The 16,860-nt window shown below is 75.5% G+C and carries 9 protein-coding genes and 1 pseudogene; 7 read left to right on the forward strand and 3 right to left on the reverse strand.

Features of this window, described 5'->3' with window-relative positions; all coding sequences use genetic code 11:
- Positions 1–95: 95 nt before the first annotated feature.
- The 7 genes and pseudogenes from G7070_RS14635 to nudC all read left to right on the forward strand — a co-directional run bounded on the left by G7070_RS14635 (position 96) and on the right by nudC (position 8,714).
- Positions 96–755: a helix-turn-helix domain-containing protein gene (locus G7070_RS14635; protein ID WP_166234346.1), complete on the forward strand. Its 660-nt coding sequence runs from the start codon at positions 96–98 to the stop codon at positions 753–755.
- The gene (locus G7070_RS18050; protein WP_206079820.1) at positions 752–1,456 is read left to right on the forward strand and encodes a hypothetical protein; all 705 of its coding nucleotides are present in this window, start codon (positions 752–754) and stop codon (positions 1,454–1,456) included. The genes G7070_RS14635 and G7070_RS18050 overlap by 4 nt, the downstream gene beginning before the upstream one ends.
- A gap of 152 nt (positions 1,457–1,608) precedes the next feature.
- Entirely contained in the window at positions 1,609–1,833 is a 225-nt protein-coding gene (locus tag G7070_RS18055) for a UvrD-helicase domain-containing protein (RefSeq protein ID WP_206079821.1), read from the forward strand.
- Positions 1,834–2,011: 178 nt separating this feature from the next.
- On the forward strand, positions 2,012–4,684 hold the full coding sequence (locus tag G7070_RS14645; RefSeq protein ID WP_431977901.1) for a PD-(D/E)XK nuclease family protein: 2,673 nt from the start codon (positions 2,012–2,014) through the stop codon (positions 4,682–4,684).
- A gap of 1 nt (position 4,685) precedes the next feature.
- Positions 4,686–5,666: pseudogene (locus tag G7070_RS18965) on the forward strand (UvrD-helicase domain-containing protein); the annotation flags it as partial.
- A gap of 230 nt (positions 5,667–5,896) precedes the next feature.
- Positions 5,897–7,828: an ATP-dependent DNA helicase gene (locus tag G7070_RS14650; protein ID WP_166234349.1), complete on the forward strand. Its 1,932-nt coding sequence runs from the start codon at positions 5,897–5,899 to the stop codon at positions 7,826–7,828.
- A gap of 10 nt (positions 7,829–7,838) precedes the next feature.
- Positions 7,839–8,714 (forward strand): NAD(+) diphosphatase, encoded by an 876-nt coding sequence (gene nudC / locus G7070_RS14655; protein WP_166234350.1) that lies wholly within the window; start codon positions 7,839–7,841, stop codon positions 8,712–8,714.
- A gap of 6 nt (positions 8,715–8,720) precedes the next feature.
- On the opposite strand, the gene recD is transcribed toward nudC, so the two are convergent.
- Genes recD through G7070_RS14670 form a run of 3 tightly spaced genes read right to left on the reverse strand, consistent with a single transcriptional unit; the run spans position 8,721 to position 16,782 of the window.
- Positions 8,721–10,379 carry an exodeoxyribonuclease V subunit alpha gene (gene recD, locus G7070_RS14660; protein WP_166234351.1) on the reverse strand — a complete coding sequence of 553 codons (1,659 nt, stop codon included), beginning with the start codon at positions 10,377–10,379 and terminating at the stop codon, positions 8,721–8,723.
- Positions 10,376–13,681 carry a UvrD-helicase domain-containing protein gene (locus G7070_RS14665; RefSeq protein WP_166234352.1) on the reverse strand — a complete coding sequence of 1,102 codons (3,306 nt, stop codon included), beginning with the start codon at positions 13,679–13,681 and terminating at the stop codon, positions 10,376–10,378. The genes recD and G7070_RS14665 overlap by 4 nt, the downstream gene beginning before the upstream one ends.
- Complete coding sequence (locus G7070_RS14670; protein WP_166234353.1) at positions 13,678–16,782, reverse strand: exodeoxyribonuclease V subunit gamma; 3,105 nt, start codon at positions 16,780–16,782, stop codon at positions 13,678–13,680. The genes G7070_RS14665 and G7070_RS14670 overlap by 4 nt, the downstream gene beginning before the upstream one ends.
- Between the last annotated feature and the right edge of the window lie 78 nt (positions 16,783–16,860).

Genomic DNA, 16,860 nt, shown 5'->3' on the forward strand with positions numbered 1-16,860 from the left:
GCCGGGGTGGGTCAGCGCCCGAGGTACTCATGTGGCAGAGAACGGATGACGCCAGATGCTTGCCAGATATATGTCGAACTCGCCATACTTGTGGCATGCCCATGTCGGTGTCTGAGGCGGCGGAGCGGCTCGGATTGAGCAGCAGTCGCGTCAAGCAGATGCTCGTCGCAGGTGACCTGCCCGGCGAGCGGGTCGGACATGTGTGGGTGCTGAACGAGCGCGATGTGCGCGATGCGATCGCGCGGTGGCGGCCACGCGGTCGGCCTCTGTCGCAGCAGATGGCCGCAGGTCTGGTCGACCTGCTCGCCCAGCAGTTCGGCAGCACGGAGGGTCGGGCCTGGCTGGCGCTCGACAACCGCAACCGGTCCAGGTTGCGCTCCCACCTGCGGGCGTTGCGAGGCGCTGACCATCCCGCCGCGCTGCTGCGGGCGCTGGCCCCCAACGTGAGCGAGCGCCGAACGTTCCACTACACCGATCCGCTGCAGCCCCTTCTCGACGATGGTCGTCTGCTTGCCGGAGGGAACCTCAACCAAGCCGTCGGGATGCCCGGCGGCGATGCGTACGACTTCCACATCGCCGCGGCGGACGTGGCCGCGGTCATCGCGCACCACCTGCTGGTCGAAGATCCGCGCGGCAACCTGACTCTTCACGTGCAGGCGGCACCGCGGGCAGACCTGGCCGCATCGCTTCTCGACCTGGCGTTGCGGGGCGGCTCGCGCGCCGATGCGGTCGTCGCGGAACGGATCCAGGCATGATCGTCGTCGTCCCCTCCACCACCCCGGACGTGCAGGCGGAGGCCTGGCAGGCGGTCGGGGAGTTGTACCGCCGTCTTCCGGGCGGATGGGTGGTGGTCGGCGGCCAGATGGTTCAGTTCCACTGCTGGCGCGCCGGGGTTGCACCGCCTCGGGCAACCCTGGACATCGATCTGGGGCTCGCGACGCGGCCAGAGCCGAGCATCTTCCCGCGACTCACCGGTGAGTTGGAGGCGATGGGGTTCCGCCCGGTCCTGCATGACAGCGAGATCGAGTACCGGTGGGTCAGGCCGTCGCAGGCGGCCCCCGCCCTTCCTGTCCAGTTCGATGTTCTGCTTCCCTCGAACCTGGGGCAGCACGCGCCACGGAGCGTGAACGGCCGTCGTGGACTGGAGTCGCGCGGGATCGAATGGGTGACGCGCACCAGGCAGACCCACGAAGTGTGCGTCGGCGGCAGCACGTTCACGGTGCCAGTGCCGCATCTCCTGGGCGCGATGGTGGCCAAGTCGTCAGCCCTGCTGAACACTGCGGACAGGTACAAGGGCCGGCATCTGGAAGATCTGGCGTTGCTGTGCGACCTGGCCACGGTTGCCGACCTGCGACGCCCGCTCACCGCCAAGGAGCGCGACCGGCTCGGGCGGGCTCTCGCCCGGTGCGAACAGACGACGGCGGTCCGGCGCGCCCTGCTGGCGGTCCGAGACTGACCGCGACCGCGCGGTGGGGGTGCTCCTGGGGCCGGGCTGCGTGGGACCGGCACCGGATACCGGTGCCTGCGCGCGGACGGCCTGGCTCGTGTCTGCGTTGCGATCGACCCCCGGCTCAGCACACCGCAGAAATGTCGGAGCGAGGTGATGGGATGATCGACGTGATGAACGTCGTGGCCGCTGCGGAAGGACCGCTGCTGGTGCTCGGGGGGCCGGGCACCGGCAAGACCAGCCTCCTCGTGGACGCCGCGGCGCAGCGGCTGCGCGAGGGGCGTCCGCCCGCGCTGATCTTCGCCGCGTCCCGGCAGGCCGCCTCCGAACTGCGCGACCGGATCGTGCGCGCCTGCGGGCAGACGATGTTCGCCCCCGCGTCCTGACCATCCACGCCTTCTGCCTGGAGGTGGTGCACGCGTTCGGGCACGACGACGACGCCCTGCCCCAGCTGCTGACCGCCCCGAGCAGGAGTTCCGCATCCGCGAGCTGCTGGCCGGCTGGGTCGGGGAGTGGCCGGACGAGCTGGGCGAGGCGGTCGGCACCCGGGCGTTCGCCTCGCAGGTGCGTGCGGTGCTGGCGCGCGCCCGCCAGCTGGGCCTCGACCCGGCCGACGTGGCGGCCCACGGCCGCGAGGCCGGCGAGCGCGGCTGGGCGGACCTGGGGGCCTTCATGGCCGAGTACCTGGACGTCCTGGACGCCGAGGCGCGCCTGGACTACGCCGAGCTCGTGCACCGGGCGCGGCTGCTCCTGGAGCACCCCGGCGTGCGCGACGCCCTGCTGGCGGACGTGGGCGCCGTCTACGTCGACGAGTGGTGCGAGCTGGATCCGGCGCAGATCGCGCTGCTGCGCTCCCTGGTGCCCGACGGCTTCCCCGTCGTGGCGCTCGCCGACCCCGACACGGCGATCTTCTCGTTCCGCGGCGCCCACCCGCGCGCCGCCGCCGAGTTCGTGCGGCTGTTCGGCGGGTCCGACCGCGTCGGGATCGAGGTGCTCACCACCGCCCACGGGCAGTCGCCCGCCCTCGTCGAAGCCCTGGGCGCCGTCCGCCGCCGGCTCGGCGCGCCCGCGCTGGACGGCGCCGACACCGCCCGCGCGTACCGGGCCCCCCGGCCCGGCGGCAGCGGCACGGTCGGGGTGTGGACGCTGCCCGACGAGGCCACCCAGGCGCGCGTGATCGCGGGCGAGCTCCGCGCCGCCCACCTGGAGCGGGACGTGCCCTGGGGCGACATGGCGGTGCTCGTGCGCTCGGGCCGCCGGCAGATCCCCGCGCTCGCCCGCGTGCTGGCCGACGCCGGCATCCCGGTCGAGGTCGCAGGCGACGAGATCGGGCTGGCCGCGGAGCTGGCGGTCCGCCCGCTGCTGCTCGCTCTCGAGGTCGCCGGGGCGGGCGGCGTCCCGGACGCCGATGAGGCGCACCGGCTGCTGCTGTCGGGCTGGGGCGGCTTCGACGCCGTCTCGGTCCGCAGGCTGGGGCGACGGCTGCGCGCCGCCGACCCCGCGGCCGCGACGATGCCTGCGGAGACCCTCATCGCCCAGGCGCTCGCCGGCACCCGGGCCGTCCCCGAGGGTGAGGAGGCGCTGGCGCTGCGGCGCGACCTGCTGGCGGGGGCGACGGCCGTCGTCGCGCGGGGCGGACGCCCCGACGAGGCGCTGTGGCTGCTGTGGGACGGCACCGACTGGCCGGCCGCGCTGCGCTCCGAGGCGCTCCGCGGCCAGGATTCTGCCCCGCGGGCGCACCGGGACCTCGACGCCGTCACCGCCCTGTTCCGGCTCGCGCACGAGTCGCTGGCGCCGCCCGGCGCCGAGGGCGTCCGCTGGTTCCTGGCGGAGGTGGCGCAGCAGCAGATCCCGGCCGACAGCCAGCGCGAGGCCGCGGTGGCGGGGCGCGGCGTCCGGGTGCTGACCGCGCATCGGGCGAAGGGGCACCACTGGCCGTTCGTCGTCGTGGCCGGGGTGCAGGAGGGGATCTGGCCCGACATCACCCGGCACGGCTCGGTGTTCGACCCGCTGCGGCTCTCGACGGCCGGGCTGGGCGACGGCGTCCAGACCCGCGAGCTGGTCGCCTCCGAGCGGCGGCTGTTCCTGCTGGCCTGCTCGCGCGCGACCGACCGGCTGCTGGTGACCGCCGTCGAGGGCGTCGAGGGCGAGGAGGACCGGCCCTCCCGGTTCCTCGCCGAGTTGGGGCGCGCGGTGCGCCGGGTCGAGGCGCCGGAGCCGCGCCTCACCACGCTGCGCGCGCTCGTCGCCGAGCTGCGCCGCGTGCTGCAGGACGCGTCCGCGTCGCCCACGCTGCGCTCCGCGGCGGCGCAGCGACTCGCCCGGCTCGCCGACGCCGGCGAGGTGGACGGCCTGCGCCCGGCACCCGACGCCGATCCGCACCGCTGGTGGGGGATGCGCCCGCCCACGAGCTGGGCTGCGCCGGCCCGGGGCACGCTGCAGCTCAGCCCCTCCCAGCTGCAGTCGATCCTGCAGTGCCCGCGGCAGTACTTCCTGCAGCGCGAGGCCCGCGCCGACCCGCCGCGCCGCAGCGCGACCATCCTGGGCTCCGTGATCCACGCGGTCGCCGAGCGGGCCGCGACCGGCGAGCTGAGCCCGGACTCCGCCGCCGACCTGCTCGACGAGGTGTGGGCCGACATCCCGTTCCCCGCGGCGTGGCTGTCGGCGTCCGAGCGCGTCGAGGCGGACGCCGCCGTCGCGCGCTTCCTGGCCTGGCAGGCGGGGCACGAGCACGCGGACGTCGTGGGGGTCGAGGTGCCCTTCGCGGTCGAGGTGCAGGTGGACGGGCACCCGGTCACCCTGCGCGGCGCGGTGGACCGGCTCGAACGCACGCCGCAGGGGCACCTGCGCGTCATCGACTTCAAGACCGGGCGGCACGCCCCGACCACGGCCGAGGCCGCCGCCATGCCGCAGATCGGCGTCTACCAGCTGGCGATCGAGGCCGGTGCGTTCGCCGACGCCGCGCCGGGGGCGTCCTCGGCGGGCGGCAGCCTGGTCTACCTGCGGATGGACAGCACCGAGGGCTACCCCAAGGAGCTGCGCCAGCCCTCGCTCACGGAGGCACCGCACCTGAGCGACGACCCCGAGGAGCTCGCGCACCCGACCTGGGTGCATCACCGGGTCGCGCAGGCCCGGCGCATCCTGGCCGAGGGCAGCTTCGAGGCCCGCCCGGGCGACCACTGCACGTACTGCCCGGTGCGCTCCAGTTGCCCGGCCCGCAGCGGACAGGTGGTCTGACATGACGTTCACGCGACCCGAGCAGGTCAGCGACGCCCTGGGCATCCCGTTCTCCGACCAGCAACTCGCCGCCATCACGGCGCCGCTGGAGCCGGGCGTCATCATCGCCGGCGCGGGATCGGGCAAGACCACGGTGATGGCGGCCCGCGTCGTCTGGCTCGTCGGCACCGGCCAGGTGCGGCCCGAGCACGTGCTGGGCCTCACCTTCACCCGCAAGGCGGCCGCCGAGCTGAGCGGCCGGGTCCGCGCGGCGCTGGCCCGCGCGGGAGTGGTGGACGCCGACGGCTACGACGACGCCGGCGAACAGCTGATCATGACCTACGACGCGTTCGCCGCGCGCCTGGTGGCCGACCACGGCCTGCGGATCGGCGTGGAGGGCGACGCGCGCATGCTCACCGGCGCGTCCCGGTTCCGGGTCGCCTCCCGGGTGGTGTCGGCCGCCACCGGCCCGTGGCAGCAACTGGCGCGGCTCCGGCCCGACTCGGTCACCGAGCGCGTGCTGGCCCTGGACGGCGAGCTGTCCTCGCACCTGGTCGAGCCCGATCGACTCTACGACCACTCGCTGGAGGTGATCGGTGACGTCGAGCGGTCGCCGCGCAGCCGCACCAAGGACCTGTACGTCTCGATGAAGAAGGCGGGCTCGTTCGCCGCGGAGCGCACCGAGCTGGCCGGCCTGGTCGAGGAGTACCAGCGGCTCAAGCGGCGGCTGGGCGCGGTCGAGTTCGCCGACCAGATGGGCGTGGCGGCCGAGCTGGCCCGCCGGGTGCCGCAGGTGTCGGCGACGCTGCGCGACCAGTTCCGCGTCGTGCTGCTGGACGAGTACCAGGACACCTCCAGCGCGCAGGCCGAACTGCTGCGCGCGCTGTTCTCCGGACGGGATGCGTCCGACGGCAGGGGCCACCCGGTGACCGCCGTCGGCGACCCGTGCCAGGCCATCTACGGCTGGCGGGGCGCCGCGGCCGCCAACATCATCACCTTCGCCGAGCACTTCCCCCGCGCGGACGGCAGCCCGGCGCCCGGGTACGCCCTGACCGTGAACCGGCGTTCGGGCCAGCGCATCCTGGACGCGGCCAACGCGCTGTCCACGCCGCTGCGGGCCGACGAGGAACTGCAGTGGGACGGCATCGACACCGACCTGGTGGCCCCGAGGGGACGCCGCCGGGCGACATCACGGTGGCCAGCTTCGACAGCTGGCCGGACGAGATGGGCTGGGTGGCCGACCACATCGCCTCCGCCCACGACTCCGGACGGGCCGCGACGTGGTCGGACATCGCGGTGCTCGCCCGGCGCAACGCGCACATCCGGCCGCTGTACGCCGAGTTGCTCGCGCGCGGCGTCCCGGTCGAGATCGTGGGCCTGGACGGCCTGCTGGCGGTGCCCGAGGTGGCCGACGTGGTCGCCGTGCTCCGCGTGCTGGGCGACGCCACGGCCAACCCCGACCTGGTCCGCATCCTGACCGGCCCGCGCTGGAACATCGGCCCCACCGACCTGGCGATCCTGGGACGCCGGGCCCGCGAACTCGCCGGCGGCGGCGCGCTGGAGGACGAGCTGAGCCCGCGCGAGGAGATCGCCCGCATCATCGACACCACCCAGGCCGCCCAGTCGCCCAGCCTGGCCGAGGCGCTGATCGACCCGGGGGAGGGGCCCTACACCGACGCCGGGCGCGCCCGGCTCGGCCAGTGCGCCCGCGAGCTCACCGCGCTGCGGGGGCACGTCGGGGCGCCGGTCACCGACCTCGTCCGGCGCATCATCACCACGATCGGGCTCGAGGTCGAGCTGGCGCTGCGCGGGCCGCAGGGCACCCGTCAGCTCGACGCGTTCGTCGCGCAGGTCGCCGGCTACGCCGACATCGACGGCGACGGCTCCCTGCCCGGGCTGCTCGCCTGGCTCGCGGCCGAGGAGGACCACGGCGTCGGGCTGGAGCAGGCCGTGCCCACGGCGTCCGACTCCGTGAAGCTGCTGACCATCCACCGCGCGAAGGGCCTGGAGTGGGAGGTGGTCTACCTGCCCGCGCTGGCGGACAAGGTGTTCCCGTCGGACCGGGTCCAGGGCAACTGGCTGACCCGTTCCGACGTGCTCCCGGCGGACCTGCGCGGCGACGCCGACAACGTGCCGCAGTTGGCCGAGATGAGCGACGCCGCGTCCAAGGCCTACGCGGCCGCCCTGAAGGACGAGGCGCGGCGGGCCGACGACCGGCTCGCCTACGTCGCGGTCACCCGGGCGCGGCAGCACCTGGTCGCGACCACGCACGCGTGGAGCGACCTGCTCCGGCCGCGCGCCCACTCCCCGTACTTGACCGTGTTGGAGGGCCACGCCGACGGGGTGACCCACGCGGCCGTGTCGCCCGAGAACCCCCTGCTCACCGGGTCGGGCGGCGTCGCCTGGCCGCGGCCGTTCGACGAGGCGCAGGCGGCCCTGCGGCGCGACGCCGCCGACCTGGTGCAGCAGGCGCGCGCCGGCCGGAACGACCACCCCGAGACGCTGCTGCTCGACGAGGCGGCCGTCGTCGCGTCCTGGGACGCGGCGGCCGACCGGCTCCTGGCCGAGGCGCGGCTGCGGCGCGGCGGGGCGGACGCCGTGGCGCCGCCGTACTGGTCCGCGACCAGCCTGATCGCGCTCCAGGCCGACGCCGACGCGTTCCGCGCCGACCTGCTGCGGCCGATGCCGGCCGCCCCGCGGCGCTCGGCGCTGATCGGGGAGCAGTTCCACGCCTGGCTGGAGCGCCGCGCCCGCGAGGAGCCCGCCCTCCTGGAGGAGCCGGCCCTCGCGCGCCCCGATCCCCGGCTGCAGCGACTGATCGACGCCTTCGAGACCGGGCGTTACGCCGACCTGCGGCCGACCGCGACCGAGGTGGCCTTCTCGCTGTTCCTGGGCGGTCAGGTGGTCCGCGGCCGCATCGACGCCGTGTTCGCCACCGACGACGGGTTCCAGGTGGTCGACTGGAAGACCGGCAGGGCGCAGGACCCCGACCCGCTGCAGTTGGCCCTGTACCGGCTGGCGTGGTCCGAGCTCAGCGGCGCCCCCCTCGAGCGGGTCGACGCGGTGTTCTACGACGTGCTGGGGCGGGCGGTGATCCGGCCGGGGTCGCTTCCGGGGCGTCCGGAACTGGAACGCCTTGTAGGCACGCTGGGGGCGCCCCGCTAGTTTGGGCGTTATGGAACCGTGGGTGCCGCAGAGCGCGCTGGATCGACTCCTGGCCGAACGCGTCGACCCCGCGTGGGTGGCGGCGCAGTGGGTGGCGCCGGGCGCCCGCGTCATCGGGGTGGACGACCGCTCGAACGTCTCCTCCTCGCCCGAGGGCGACGCGCTGCGCTGGATCACCCCGGGTGGTGACTTCGACCCCGAGCACCACTTCCTGATCGGGGCGGTCGACGGCGAGCCCTGGTTCGCGGTCGCCGCGACTCCGCAGGGCCCCGCGGCCTCGCTGCGGACGCTCGGCGGCGTCCTGCCCGAGACCGAGGTCGACATCGCCATGTCCGCGGTCGCGCTGGTGAACTGGCACCGGGAGGGCGGTTTCTGCTCCGGGTGCGGCGCCGCCACCGACGTCCGCGAGGGCGGGCACACCCGCGTGTGCACCGGGTGCGCGTCGCAGTGGTTCCCGCGGATGGACCCGGCAGTCATCGTCGCCGTGCTGGACGAGGAGGGCCGCCTGCTGCTCGGCCACCGGGCGGGCTGGGAGGACGACCGGGTGTCGATCCTCGCGGGGTTCGTGGAGGCCGGGGAGTCGCTGGAGCAGGCCGTCCACCGCGAGATCCTGGAGGAGTCCGCCGTCGCTCTGACCTCGCTGCGGTACGTCGGCAGCCAGCCGTGGCCGTTCCCGCGCTCCCTGATGCTCGGCTTCGTCGCCCACGCCCGCGGGCAGCAGGTGGTGCCCGACGGCGAGGAGATCGAGTGGGCGCGGTTCTACTCCCGCGAGGAGGTCGACCAGCAGGAGGCGTCCGGGGAGCTCACGCTGCCGATGCGGTCCTCGATCGCGTCGCGGATCATCACCGCCTGGCGCGAGGGCGCCTTCGACGGCCCCGCTGACTGACCGGGCTCACCCCAGCCGCGCCGCCAGACCGCTCATCCGGCGCGCGGGGTGCGCGATGGCCTCGCGGACGGCCTGTTCCTCCCCGACCAGCAGCACCGACTCCCGCGCCCGCGAGACCGCCGTGTAGAGCAGTTCGCGGGTCAACAGCGGCGAGCCGGCGGGCGGCAGCACGACGCTGACGTGCCGGAACTGGCTGCCCTGGGCCTTGTGCACCGTCATCGCGTGGACGCTGGTGAGGCCGTCCAGCACGTAGGGGGAGTAGTCGCGCGGCGTGCCGCCGACGAGGAACCAGGCGTGCGCCCGGCCCGCGCGCGGCACCACCACGCCCGTGTCGCCGTTGTAGAGCCCGATCTCGGGCCGGTTCACGGTCATCATCACCGGCCGCCCGGGGTAGGCCTCGCCGTCGGCCACGAAGCCGGGCACGCCGGCGGACAGCCACGCGACGGCGTGGCGCGACCACTGGGCGACTCCGTAGGGGCCCGTGCGGTGCCCGCACAGCAGCCGGTGCGTCTCCAGCGCGGCGAGGGCGGCGGCGGGGTCGCCCGCCCCGACCGCCTCGAAGGTCGCTCTGCCGGCGGCCAGGACGCGCTCGCGGATCAGCGCCTGGCCCTGGGCCTCCGGCGCCAACGCGACCGCGTCGTCCGGGCCGCGCAGCGCGGCGAGCGCCGCGTCGGCGTCGCCGTGCCGGATGGCGGTCGCCAGCGTGGCGATCGCCCCCTCGAAGCGGTAGTTGTGGGTGAGCCGCGCAACGACCCCGGCGCTGGCCGGTGCCGTCGTGATGTCGGCGAGGACGCTGCCCGCGTCGACCGAGGAGAGCTGGTCGGGGTCGCCGACGAGCACCAGCCGCGCCGACGGTTTGAGCGCCTCCAGCAGCCGCGCCATCAGGGTCATCGAAACCATCGACATCTCGTCGATGATCACGACGTCGTGCGGCAGCGGCCGGGACGCGTCGTGGGCGAACCGGTTCCGCGAGCCGGCCTTCCAGCCCAGCAGCGAGTGCAGTGTGACGGCGCGGGCGTCGGGGTCGCCGAGCGACTCGGTCATGCGCGCTGCTGCCTTGCCCGTCGGAGCCGCGAGGGCGACGAGCCCGTCGGGCTGCTCGGCGCGGAGCCGGGCCATGATGCGCCGGATGGTCCACGTCTTGCCGGTGCCCGGGCCGCCCGCGATCACGGTGACCGGGCTGCCGAGCGCCAGGTCGACGGCCGCGTCCTGCCCCTGCGGCAGCCCGACGGCCGGGGCGGTCCCCAGGCGGGCCAGCAGTTCCTTGCGCACGACCTCCTGGTCGGCGTAGTGCCGCTCCAGGTACAGCGCGCCGTCCAGCAGGCGCACCGGACGGGAGGGCGGCCCGTCGGTGCCCACGGTGACCGCCGGGCTCGCGCGCAGGGCGGCGTCCCAGGCGGCCGCGTCGGGCCACCACTCGTCGGGGATCGCCGCGGCGTCCTCGACCTGACCGAGCTCGCGGATCCGGTCCAGCTGCAGGCAGATCGACCCCGCCCGCAGGGCGCGGACGGTGAGCGCCAGGGCGAGCAGTACCCGCTCGTCGGACTCCCCGAACAGGTGGCCCCACTGCTGGGCGGGATGCACGTCCGACCAGCTCAGGGCGCCCGCGGCGTTGAAGTCGGCCAGCAGCCCGGTCGCGCTCACGGCGACCCGCGTGCCGTTCATCGGCGTTCCCCCCTCAGCAGCGCGGACGTGGCGAGCACGAGCTCGGTCGACGGCGACCAGCTGAACACGCCCAGGGGGTGCCCCTCGGGCGCCGGCGTGTCCGGGCCCGCCATCCCGCGGACGAACAGGTACCCGACCCCGCCCAGGTGTCGACCCGGCTCGTACAGCGACCAGCGCCGCGCCAGGAAGCGGTGCAGGGCGACGCTGTAGAGCAGGGCCTGCAGCGGGTAGTGGCTGCCCATCATCGCCTCGGCCATCGCCTCGCGCGTGTAGTGGCCGACCGTCACGGGCTCGCCCGGGGCCGAGAGCCGGTTGGTCTTGTAGTCCACCACGACGAAGCGGGCGTCGGCGCCCTCCCCGTCGCGGAGCACCGCGTCGATCGACCCGGTCAGGAACCCGTGAAGCCGCTGCTCGGCCAGCAGCGGCTGGGCCAGCCGTTCGGGGTACGCGGCGAGCGGGTCGGAGGACGGCAGGTGCTCCGCGAGGAGCGCCGCAAGGTCGGCCACGGTGGCGCGGGGGTTGTCCAGGGCGAACTCGAAGTCCATCTCGGCGAGCCGGTCCCGGGGCGAGAAGTCCCGCAGCGTGCGCCCGGGCAGCAACGGACCCAGCGGCGTGGTGAAGCTCGGCGCCAGCGCCGCCGCGAGCGCCGCGGGCTCGACCTCGGGCAGCGGCCAGCGCCGCAGCGCCGCACCCGCCTCGCGCTCCAGCGCGTCGCGCCACTGCTCGCCCGTGGCGTCCACCGCCTCGTAGACGGCGTGCACCAGCGTGCCGAAGGCGGCGCCCGCGGGCAGGTCGGTCATGGGGGAGGGCTGTGCGAACGCCGGATCGGCGGCGACGTCGGCGGCCGGCGCCGGCTCGTCGTCGAGCAGCCCGGCCTCGGGGAGGACCGGCAGGTCGTGCGCCGCCGCGGTGAGTCCCGAGTAGGAGGTGCGGCGCCAATCGTGGTCGATGACGCGGTTCCAGGGGCGGACGTCCAGCGACGGCGCGGGCGGCCGGGGACGGCGGGTCCCGGCCCCGGCGTCGGCCCGCACGGCCGCGATCCCGGCGCCGGGCAGCCAGCCCAGCGTCAGCGGCGAGCGGTCCTCGGGGCCCTGCAGCGGGTACTCCGCGGCCGGACGCTGCGGGGACGCCGCGTCGTGGGGGGCGTGCAACAGCCGGTGCAGCGGCGAGGCGACGACGCGGGTCTGCGGCGCCCACCACGTCAGGACGCGCGACTGCGCGCGGGTCGCGCCGACGTAGAAGGCCCGCAGCGACTCGTCGCCGTCCTCGTCGAGGTGGCGGCGCCACCGGTCCGGGCGAGCGGGACCCCCGCGGCCGCCGATGTCGAGGAGTCGCTTCTCGCCGAGCGGCAGGACCAGGGGCGCGCCGCGGTCCCGCTCGACCGGGCGCTCGTCGCCGGCCTCCGGCAGCAGCACGATCGGCCACTGCAGGCCCTTGGCGCGGTGGATCGTCATCACCGTGACGGCGTCGGCGTCCGTCGCGCGGCGGCGGGTCGCCTCGCCGCCCAGCGAGGGGGCCGACCGCTGCGCGCGCAGCCAGCCGGCCAGGTCGCGGGCCCGCCGGGTCGCGGAGGCCACCTGCTGGCGGTGGAGCAGTTCCACCAGTTGCCGGTGATCGGTGGCGGCCTGCTCGCCGTCGGGACGGGCCAGTAGCCGCGCGGTCAGGCCGGTGTCGGCGTCGATCGCGGCGAACAACGCCGGGACGCCGAAGCGATCCAGGACGCGCGCCCACGTGTGCAGCAGCACGGCCCACGCGGAGTGCTGCTCGTCGCCGACCAGCGCGAGGTCGGGCACGGTCGCCCCGACGAAGTCGGTGAGATAGGCGAGCTGCAGGAACGGCCGGCGCGGCTCGTCGATGGCCTGCAGCAGCGCGACCCAGTCGGTCTGGGCGGGGGAGTCGAACACGCTGCGGGAGCCGGTGAACGTCGCCGGGATGCCCGCCGTGGCCAGGGCGGCCGCCAGGTCGCGGCCGCGGTAGTTGGAGCGCACGAGCACGGCGATGTCGGTCGGGGCCGGCGGGGCGTCGGTCGCGCGGACGCGCAACGGCCCGTCGCGGCGCAGCAGGTCGGCGACGACGCCGACGAGGTCGGCCTCGATCGCGCGTGACGCCTCGTGCGGCGCCATCTCCTCCTTGGCCGTGGGCACCACCCGCACCTGGACGCCGGCGTCCCAGCCGCTGCCGGGCTCGCCCACGAGCCGGGACGCGGCGTGGGCGTGCACTCGCGGGGCGGTGATCCCCGCGCCAAGTTCGACGCCGCGGAACAGCGCCAGCACGGCGTCGACGACCTCGGGGTCGGAGCGGAAGTTCGTCCGCAGCGTCGTGGCGGCGTCGGCGGCGGCGGTCGCAAGCTGGTAGGTGTGCACGTCGCCGCCCCGGAAGCCGTAGATGGCCTGCTTGGGGTCGCCGATCAGCACCAGGGTCGCGCTGCCGTGGAACGCCCGGCGCAGGATCGACCACTGCACCGGGTCGGTGTCCTGGAACTCGTCGACCAGCACCACGGGGAACCGCTCGGCCAGCCGCCGGCGGGCCGCGTCGCCCGTCTCGGGGTCGGCCAGGGCGGCGTCCAGGCGGCGGAGCTGGTCGTCGAAGGAGAAGATGCGACGCTCCTCCTTGCGGCGCGCCACCTCGTGGCGGACCGAGCGGGCGAACTCGACGCGGTCCCCGACCACGCCCGGCGAGCCGTGGCCCACCAGCTCGGCCTCCTCGGCGACGGCGCGGCGCGCGACGAGCTGCGCCGCCGGGTCCTCGTCGCGGCGCCCGGAGAACCGGAACGAGGCGCCGTGCGGCTCGCGGGCGAACATCCGGACGTAGACGTCCTCGGCGGCCTCGTCGGCCAGCGGCGTCAGCTCCTCGACCAGCGTCGACAGCGGCGTCTGCGGGGCCAACACCCCCAGCCCGGTGAGCATGTTGTGGCAGAACTCGTGGGTCGTCATGATCGTCGCGCGGTCGAATCCGGCGAAGGCCGCCGCCAGCCGCTCGGCGCGCGCCTCGACCTCGTCGGGGGTGCCCTCGGCGAGCAGGGCCGTGACCGCGTCGGTCGAGGCGTTCGGCACCGCGCCCGCGCGCACGGCGGCGAGGGCGTCGGCGGTCTCCTTGAGGCGCTCGCGAACGCGCAGCCGCAGCTCGGCCGTCGCCGCGCGCGAGAACGTCACCAGCAGCAGGTCGTCCACCTCGGCGTGGCCGTCGGCGAGGTAGCGCGCCGCCAGCGCGGCGATCGCGTAGGTCTTGCCGGTGCCGGCGGACGCCTCCAGCACCGTGGTCCCCGTGGGCAGCGCCCCGGTCAATGAGAAATCCGTGTTCATCCCTGCGCCTTCACGATCGGCCCCCACACCCGAACGGCGAGCGCCCCCAGCAGCGTCGGCTCCCCAGGGACCGCCCACGGGTGGCCCTTCGAGGGTTCGCCGCGCCACGGGGCCTCGTGGGCGCGGTACCAGGTGCGCCACACCTGGTCCTTGTCGTAGCCCCACAGCTTCTCCAGCTGCGGGGTCTGGCTCAACGGGTCGCCGTGACCCGCGCGCACCCGTGCCCAGAACTCGGAGACCCGCGGCGGCAGCGGCAGCACCCGCTGCGTGCCGTCGTGGGCCAGGGCGACGAGGTCGGAGAGGAAGCCGCGCGCCAGCTCGGGGGGCGGGCCGCTCAGGCGCGTGACGCCGCCCGGACCGGCGAGCAGCGCGTCGGTGCGGCGGCCGGTCTGCGCGGTCACCGCGAGTTGGCGGACCCAGGCCAGGCCCAGGTGGCGGGCGTCGACGCGGCCGTACTGCGCCTGGGCGACCACCCCGCCGCGGGTCACGACGCGTCCGCTGAGACGGACGCCGTCGACGTCGAGGTCGACCGAGGTGGTGTGCGGGTCCTCGGGGGCGGCCTCGCTGAAGCGGCGGTGGATGCTCGTCGCCTTGGTCTGGATCTCCAGCAGCGCCCCGCGGCCGAGGTGGTGCGGCGGGACGTCGCCGCTGAGCCAGCGCGCCATCAGCACCTGCTCGGCGTCCTGTCCGGCCAGCAGGCCCTCCAGCATCGTGTCGCCGACCTGCCAGCTCTCCATGTAGCCCAGTTCGAGCGGGATCGACTCGGACGCGGACTCGTCCGACAGCAGGGACAGCCCGGCCCGCTCGCGCAGCAGGAACTTGCCGGGGTGCTTCAGCAGCGACCCCAGCTGGTCCAGCCCCAGGTCGGTCAGCGGCGCCTCGCGGGGCAGCAGCCCGATCGCGTAGCGGTCCGGGGCGGGGCGGGGCTCCCTGACCAGGGCGGACGCGGCCGCGTGGGCGGCGCGGTCGAAGCTGCGGGGCGCCGCGGCGTCGAAGTTGACGGGCGCGAACGGCTGCAGCGACTCCGGCTGCACGCGGCCCTGCCCGACGGCCTCGATCAGCTCGACGACCCCGGCCGGCGGGGGGTGCCCCTCGGGGGTCAACGACGACTGGCCCTGGTAGATGACGACGAGCCGCTCCGTGGCCGCGAGCACGGCGTCCAGCACGGCCTGGCGGTCGTCGGCGCCCGGGTCCGGGTCGAGCGGGCCGCGGTCGCGGGCGATGAGGTCGTCCCCGTCGCCCAGGCCGCGGCGCGGGAAGGTGCGCTCGTCCAGGCCGACGAGGCACACGAGCCGGTGCGGCACGCGCGGGAGATCCTCCAGCCCCGCGACGACCAGGGTGCCGTTGCCGAAGGCGGGGCGCTCGCGGCGGCGTCCCCAGGCGTCCTGCAGGAGGGCGACCACGTCGGTGGAGCGCAGCGGCACCGACGTGCCCGCGCCGCGTTCCTCGATGTCGGCCAGCACCGACCAGACTTGGGCCAGCTGCCAGCCCTCCTCGAAGGGCACCTCGACCAGGAGCTCCAGCGCCTCGCGCAGGCCGGCCAGCCAGTCGGTCAGCGTGGCCTCGCCGGCGAAGCGACGCGTGAGGCGTGACAGCCGGCTCACCAGCTCGGCGAGCGCCCCGATCCGATCGGTGTCGGTGGAGGACACGTCGTCCACGGTGGCCACGGTCCCGACGCTGGCGTGGGTGTCGTCGCTGAAGGCCTCGCCGAGCGTCAGTCGCTGGACGCCGAGCTGCCAGGTGTTCTGCTGGACGTCGACCCCGAACCACGCGCGCTGCTCGCCGTTGATGCCCCAGCGCACGCCCGCGGCGGTGACCAGGTCCTCCAGGCGATCCAGGTCGTCGGGGCTGAACCCGAAGCGGCGAGCGACGAAGGGGTGCGCGGCCCAGCCGAGCAACTGGGACGCCGTCGCGCGGCTGGTGCGCAGGGCGAGCAGGTCGAGCAGGAGCGCGTGCACCTGGTTGACCCCCGCCTGCCGCGGCACCGCCACCCGGAGCTCGGCGGCCGGGTGTCGGCGTGCGGTGCCCCGGGCGTCGAGCGCGCCGTCGAACAGGGCGGCGATGTGCGGGGCGAGCGCCTCGGGGTCGGGGGTCAGCACCACCACGTCGCGCGGCTCGAGGGTGGGATCGTCCGCGAACGCCGTCGTGAGGAGCTCGCGCAGCACCTCGGCCTGCCGGCCGAGCGCGTGGCTGCTGTGCAGGGAAACGGTGTCGTCGGCCGGCAGCGGGTGGGGGAGCGGCGCGCCGGCGGCCACCGCCGCCTGCAGCGCCCCCAGCGCCGTGTCCGGACGCGCCGGGGCGGGCACCGCCACCTCGGCGTCGGCCACGGCCCGCCAGGGCGCGGCCCAGTGCGCGGCGCGGCGCCCGAGCGCCAGCGCGAGCTCGTTGGCGCTCGTCTCCGGCCCGACGACCGGGAGCCACACGTCGACCGGCAGCGCGTCGGCCAGAGCGCGGACGAGGCCCAGCCGCACCGGGGTGAGCCGGCGCGGGGCGAACACGTGCGCGGCGGGCCACGGCGGGGTGAGGGTTCCGTCGCTCAGGGATGCGGCCAGCGCCGCGCGGCGCTCGACGGGATCGGCGGCCGGGATCCGCGCGTGCAGCGCGTGCCACAGCCACGGCTGCCAGCCGTCCGGCCCGAGACCGGCCGCCGCGGCTGCGGGGTCGTCGCGCCAGGCGGTGAGCATCGTCGGCCGATGTTCGGCGTAGCGGCGGAGCAGGCGGGCGATCCGCAGGGCGTTGGCGTAGCGCTGGTCGTTGGCGTCCAGGTGCCGGCGCAGCGGGTCGAGCCCGGGCGCGGCGTCGGCGCAGGCGTCGAGGATGACCCAGACGAGGCGGGCGGCCTCCCAGGCGTCCTCGCGCGCCGGGGCGCCGCCCAGCAGTGACTCCAGCGCACCGAAGGGATGGACCTCGTACCCGGCCATGATCCCCTCGCCGTCGCGGGGGGCGGTGGCGACCCGCTGCGACAGCCAGCGCTGGACGCCGGGGCCGGCGGTCAGCAGCAGCGGTCGGGCGAACGGGTCCTGCGCGTCGGCCTCCACCGAGGCGAACGCGTGCGCCAGGGCGGCCTGATCGGCCGAGGTGTGGAGTCGCAGCTGGTTCATCGCCGACCACTGTAGGGGGCCCCGCCGACAGTTCCCGGCGGTTCCGGGAAGGCGTGATCGAGGTGTCGGTGACCGCGC

It is taken from the genome of Propioniciclava coleopterorum (genome assembly GCF_011393335.1).
In the GTDB taxonomy this organism is placed as follows: domain Bacteria; phylum Actinomycetota; class Actinomycetes; order Propionibacteriales; family Propionibacteriaceae; genus Propioniciclava; species Propioniciclava coleopterorum.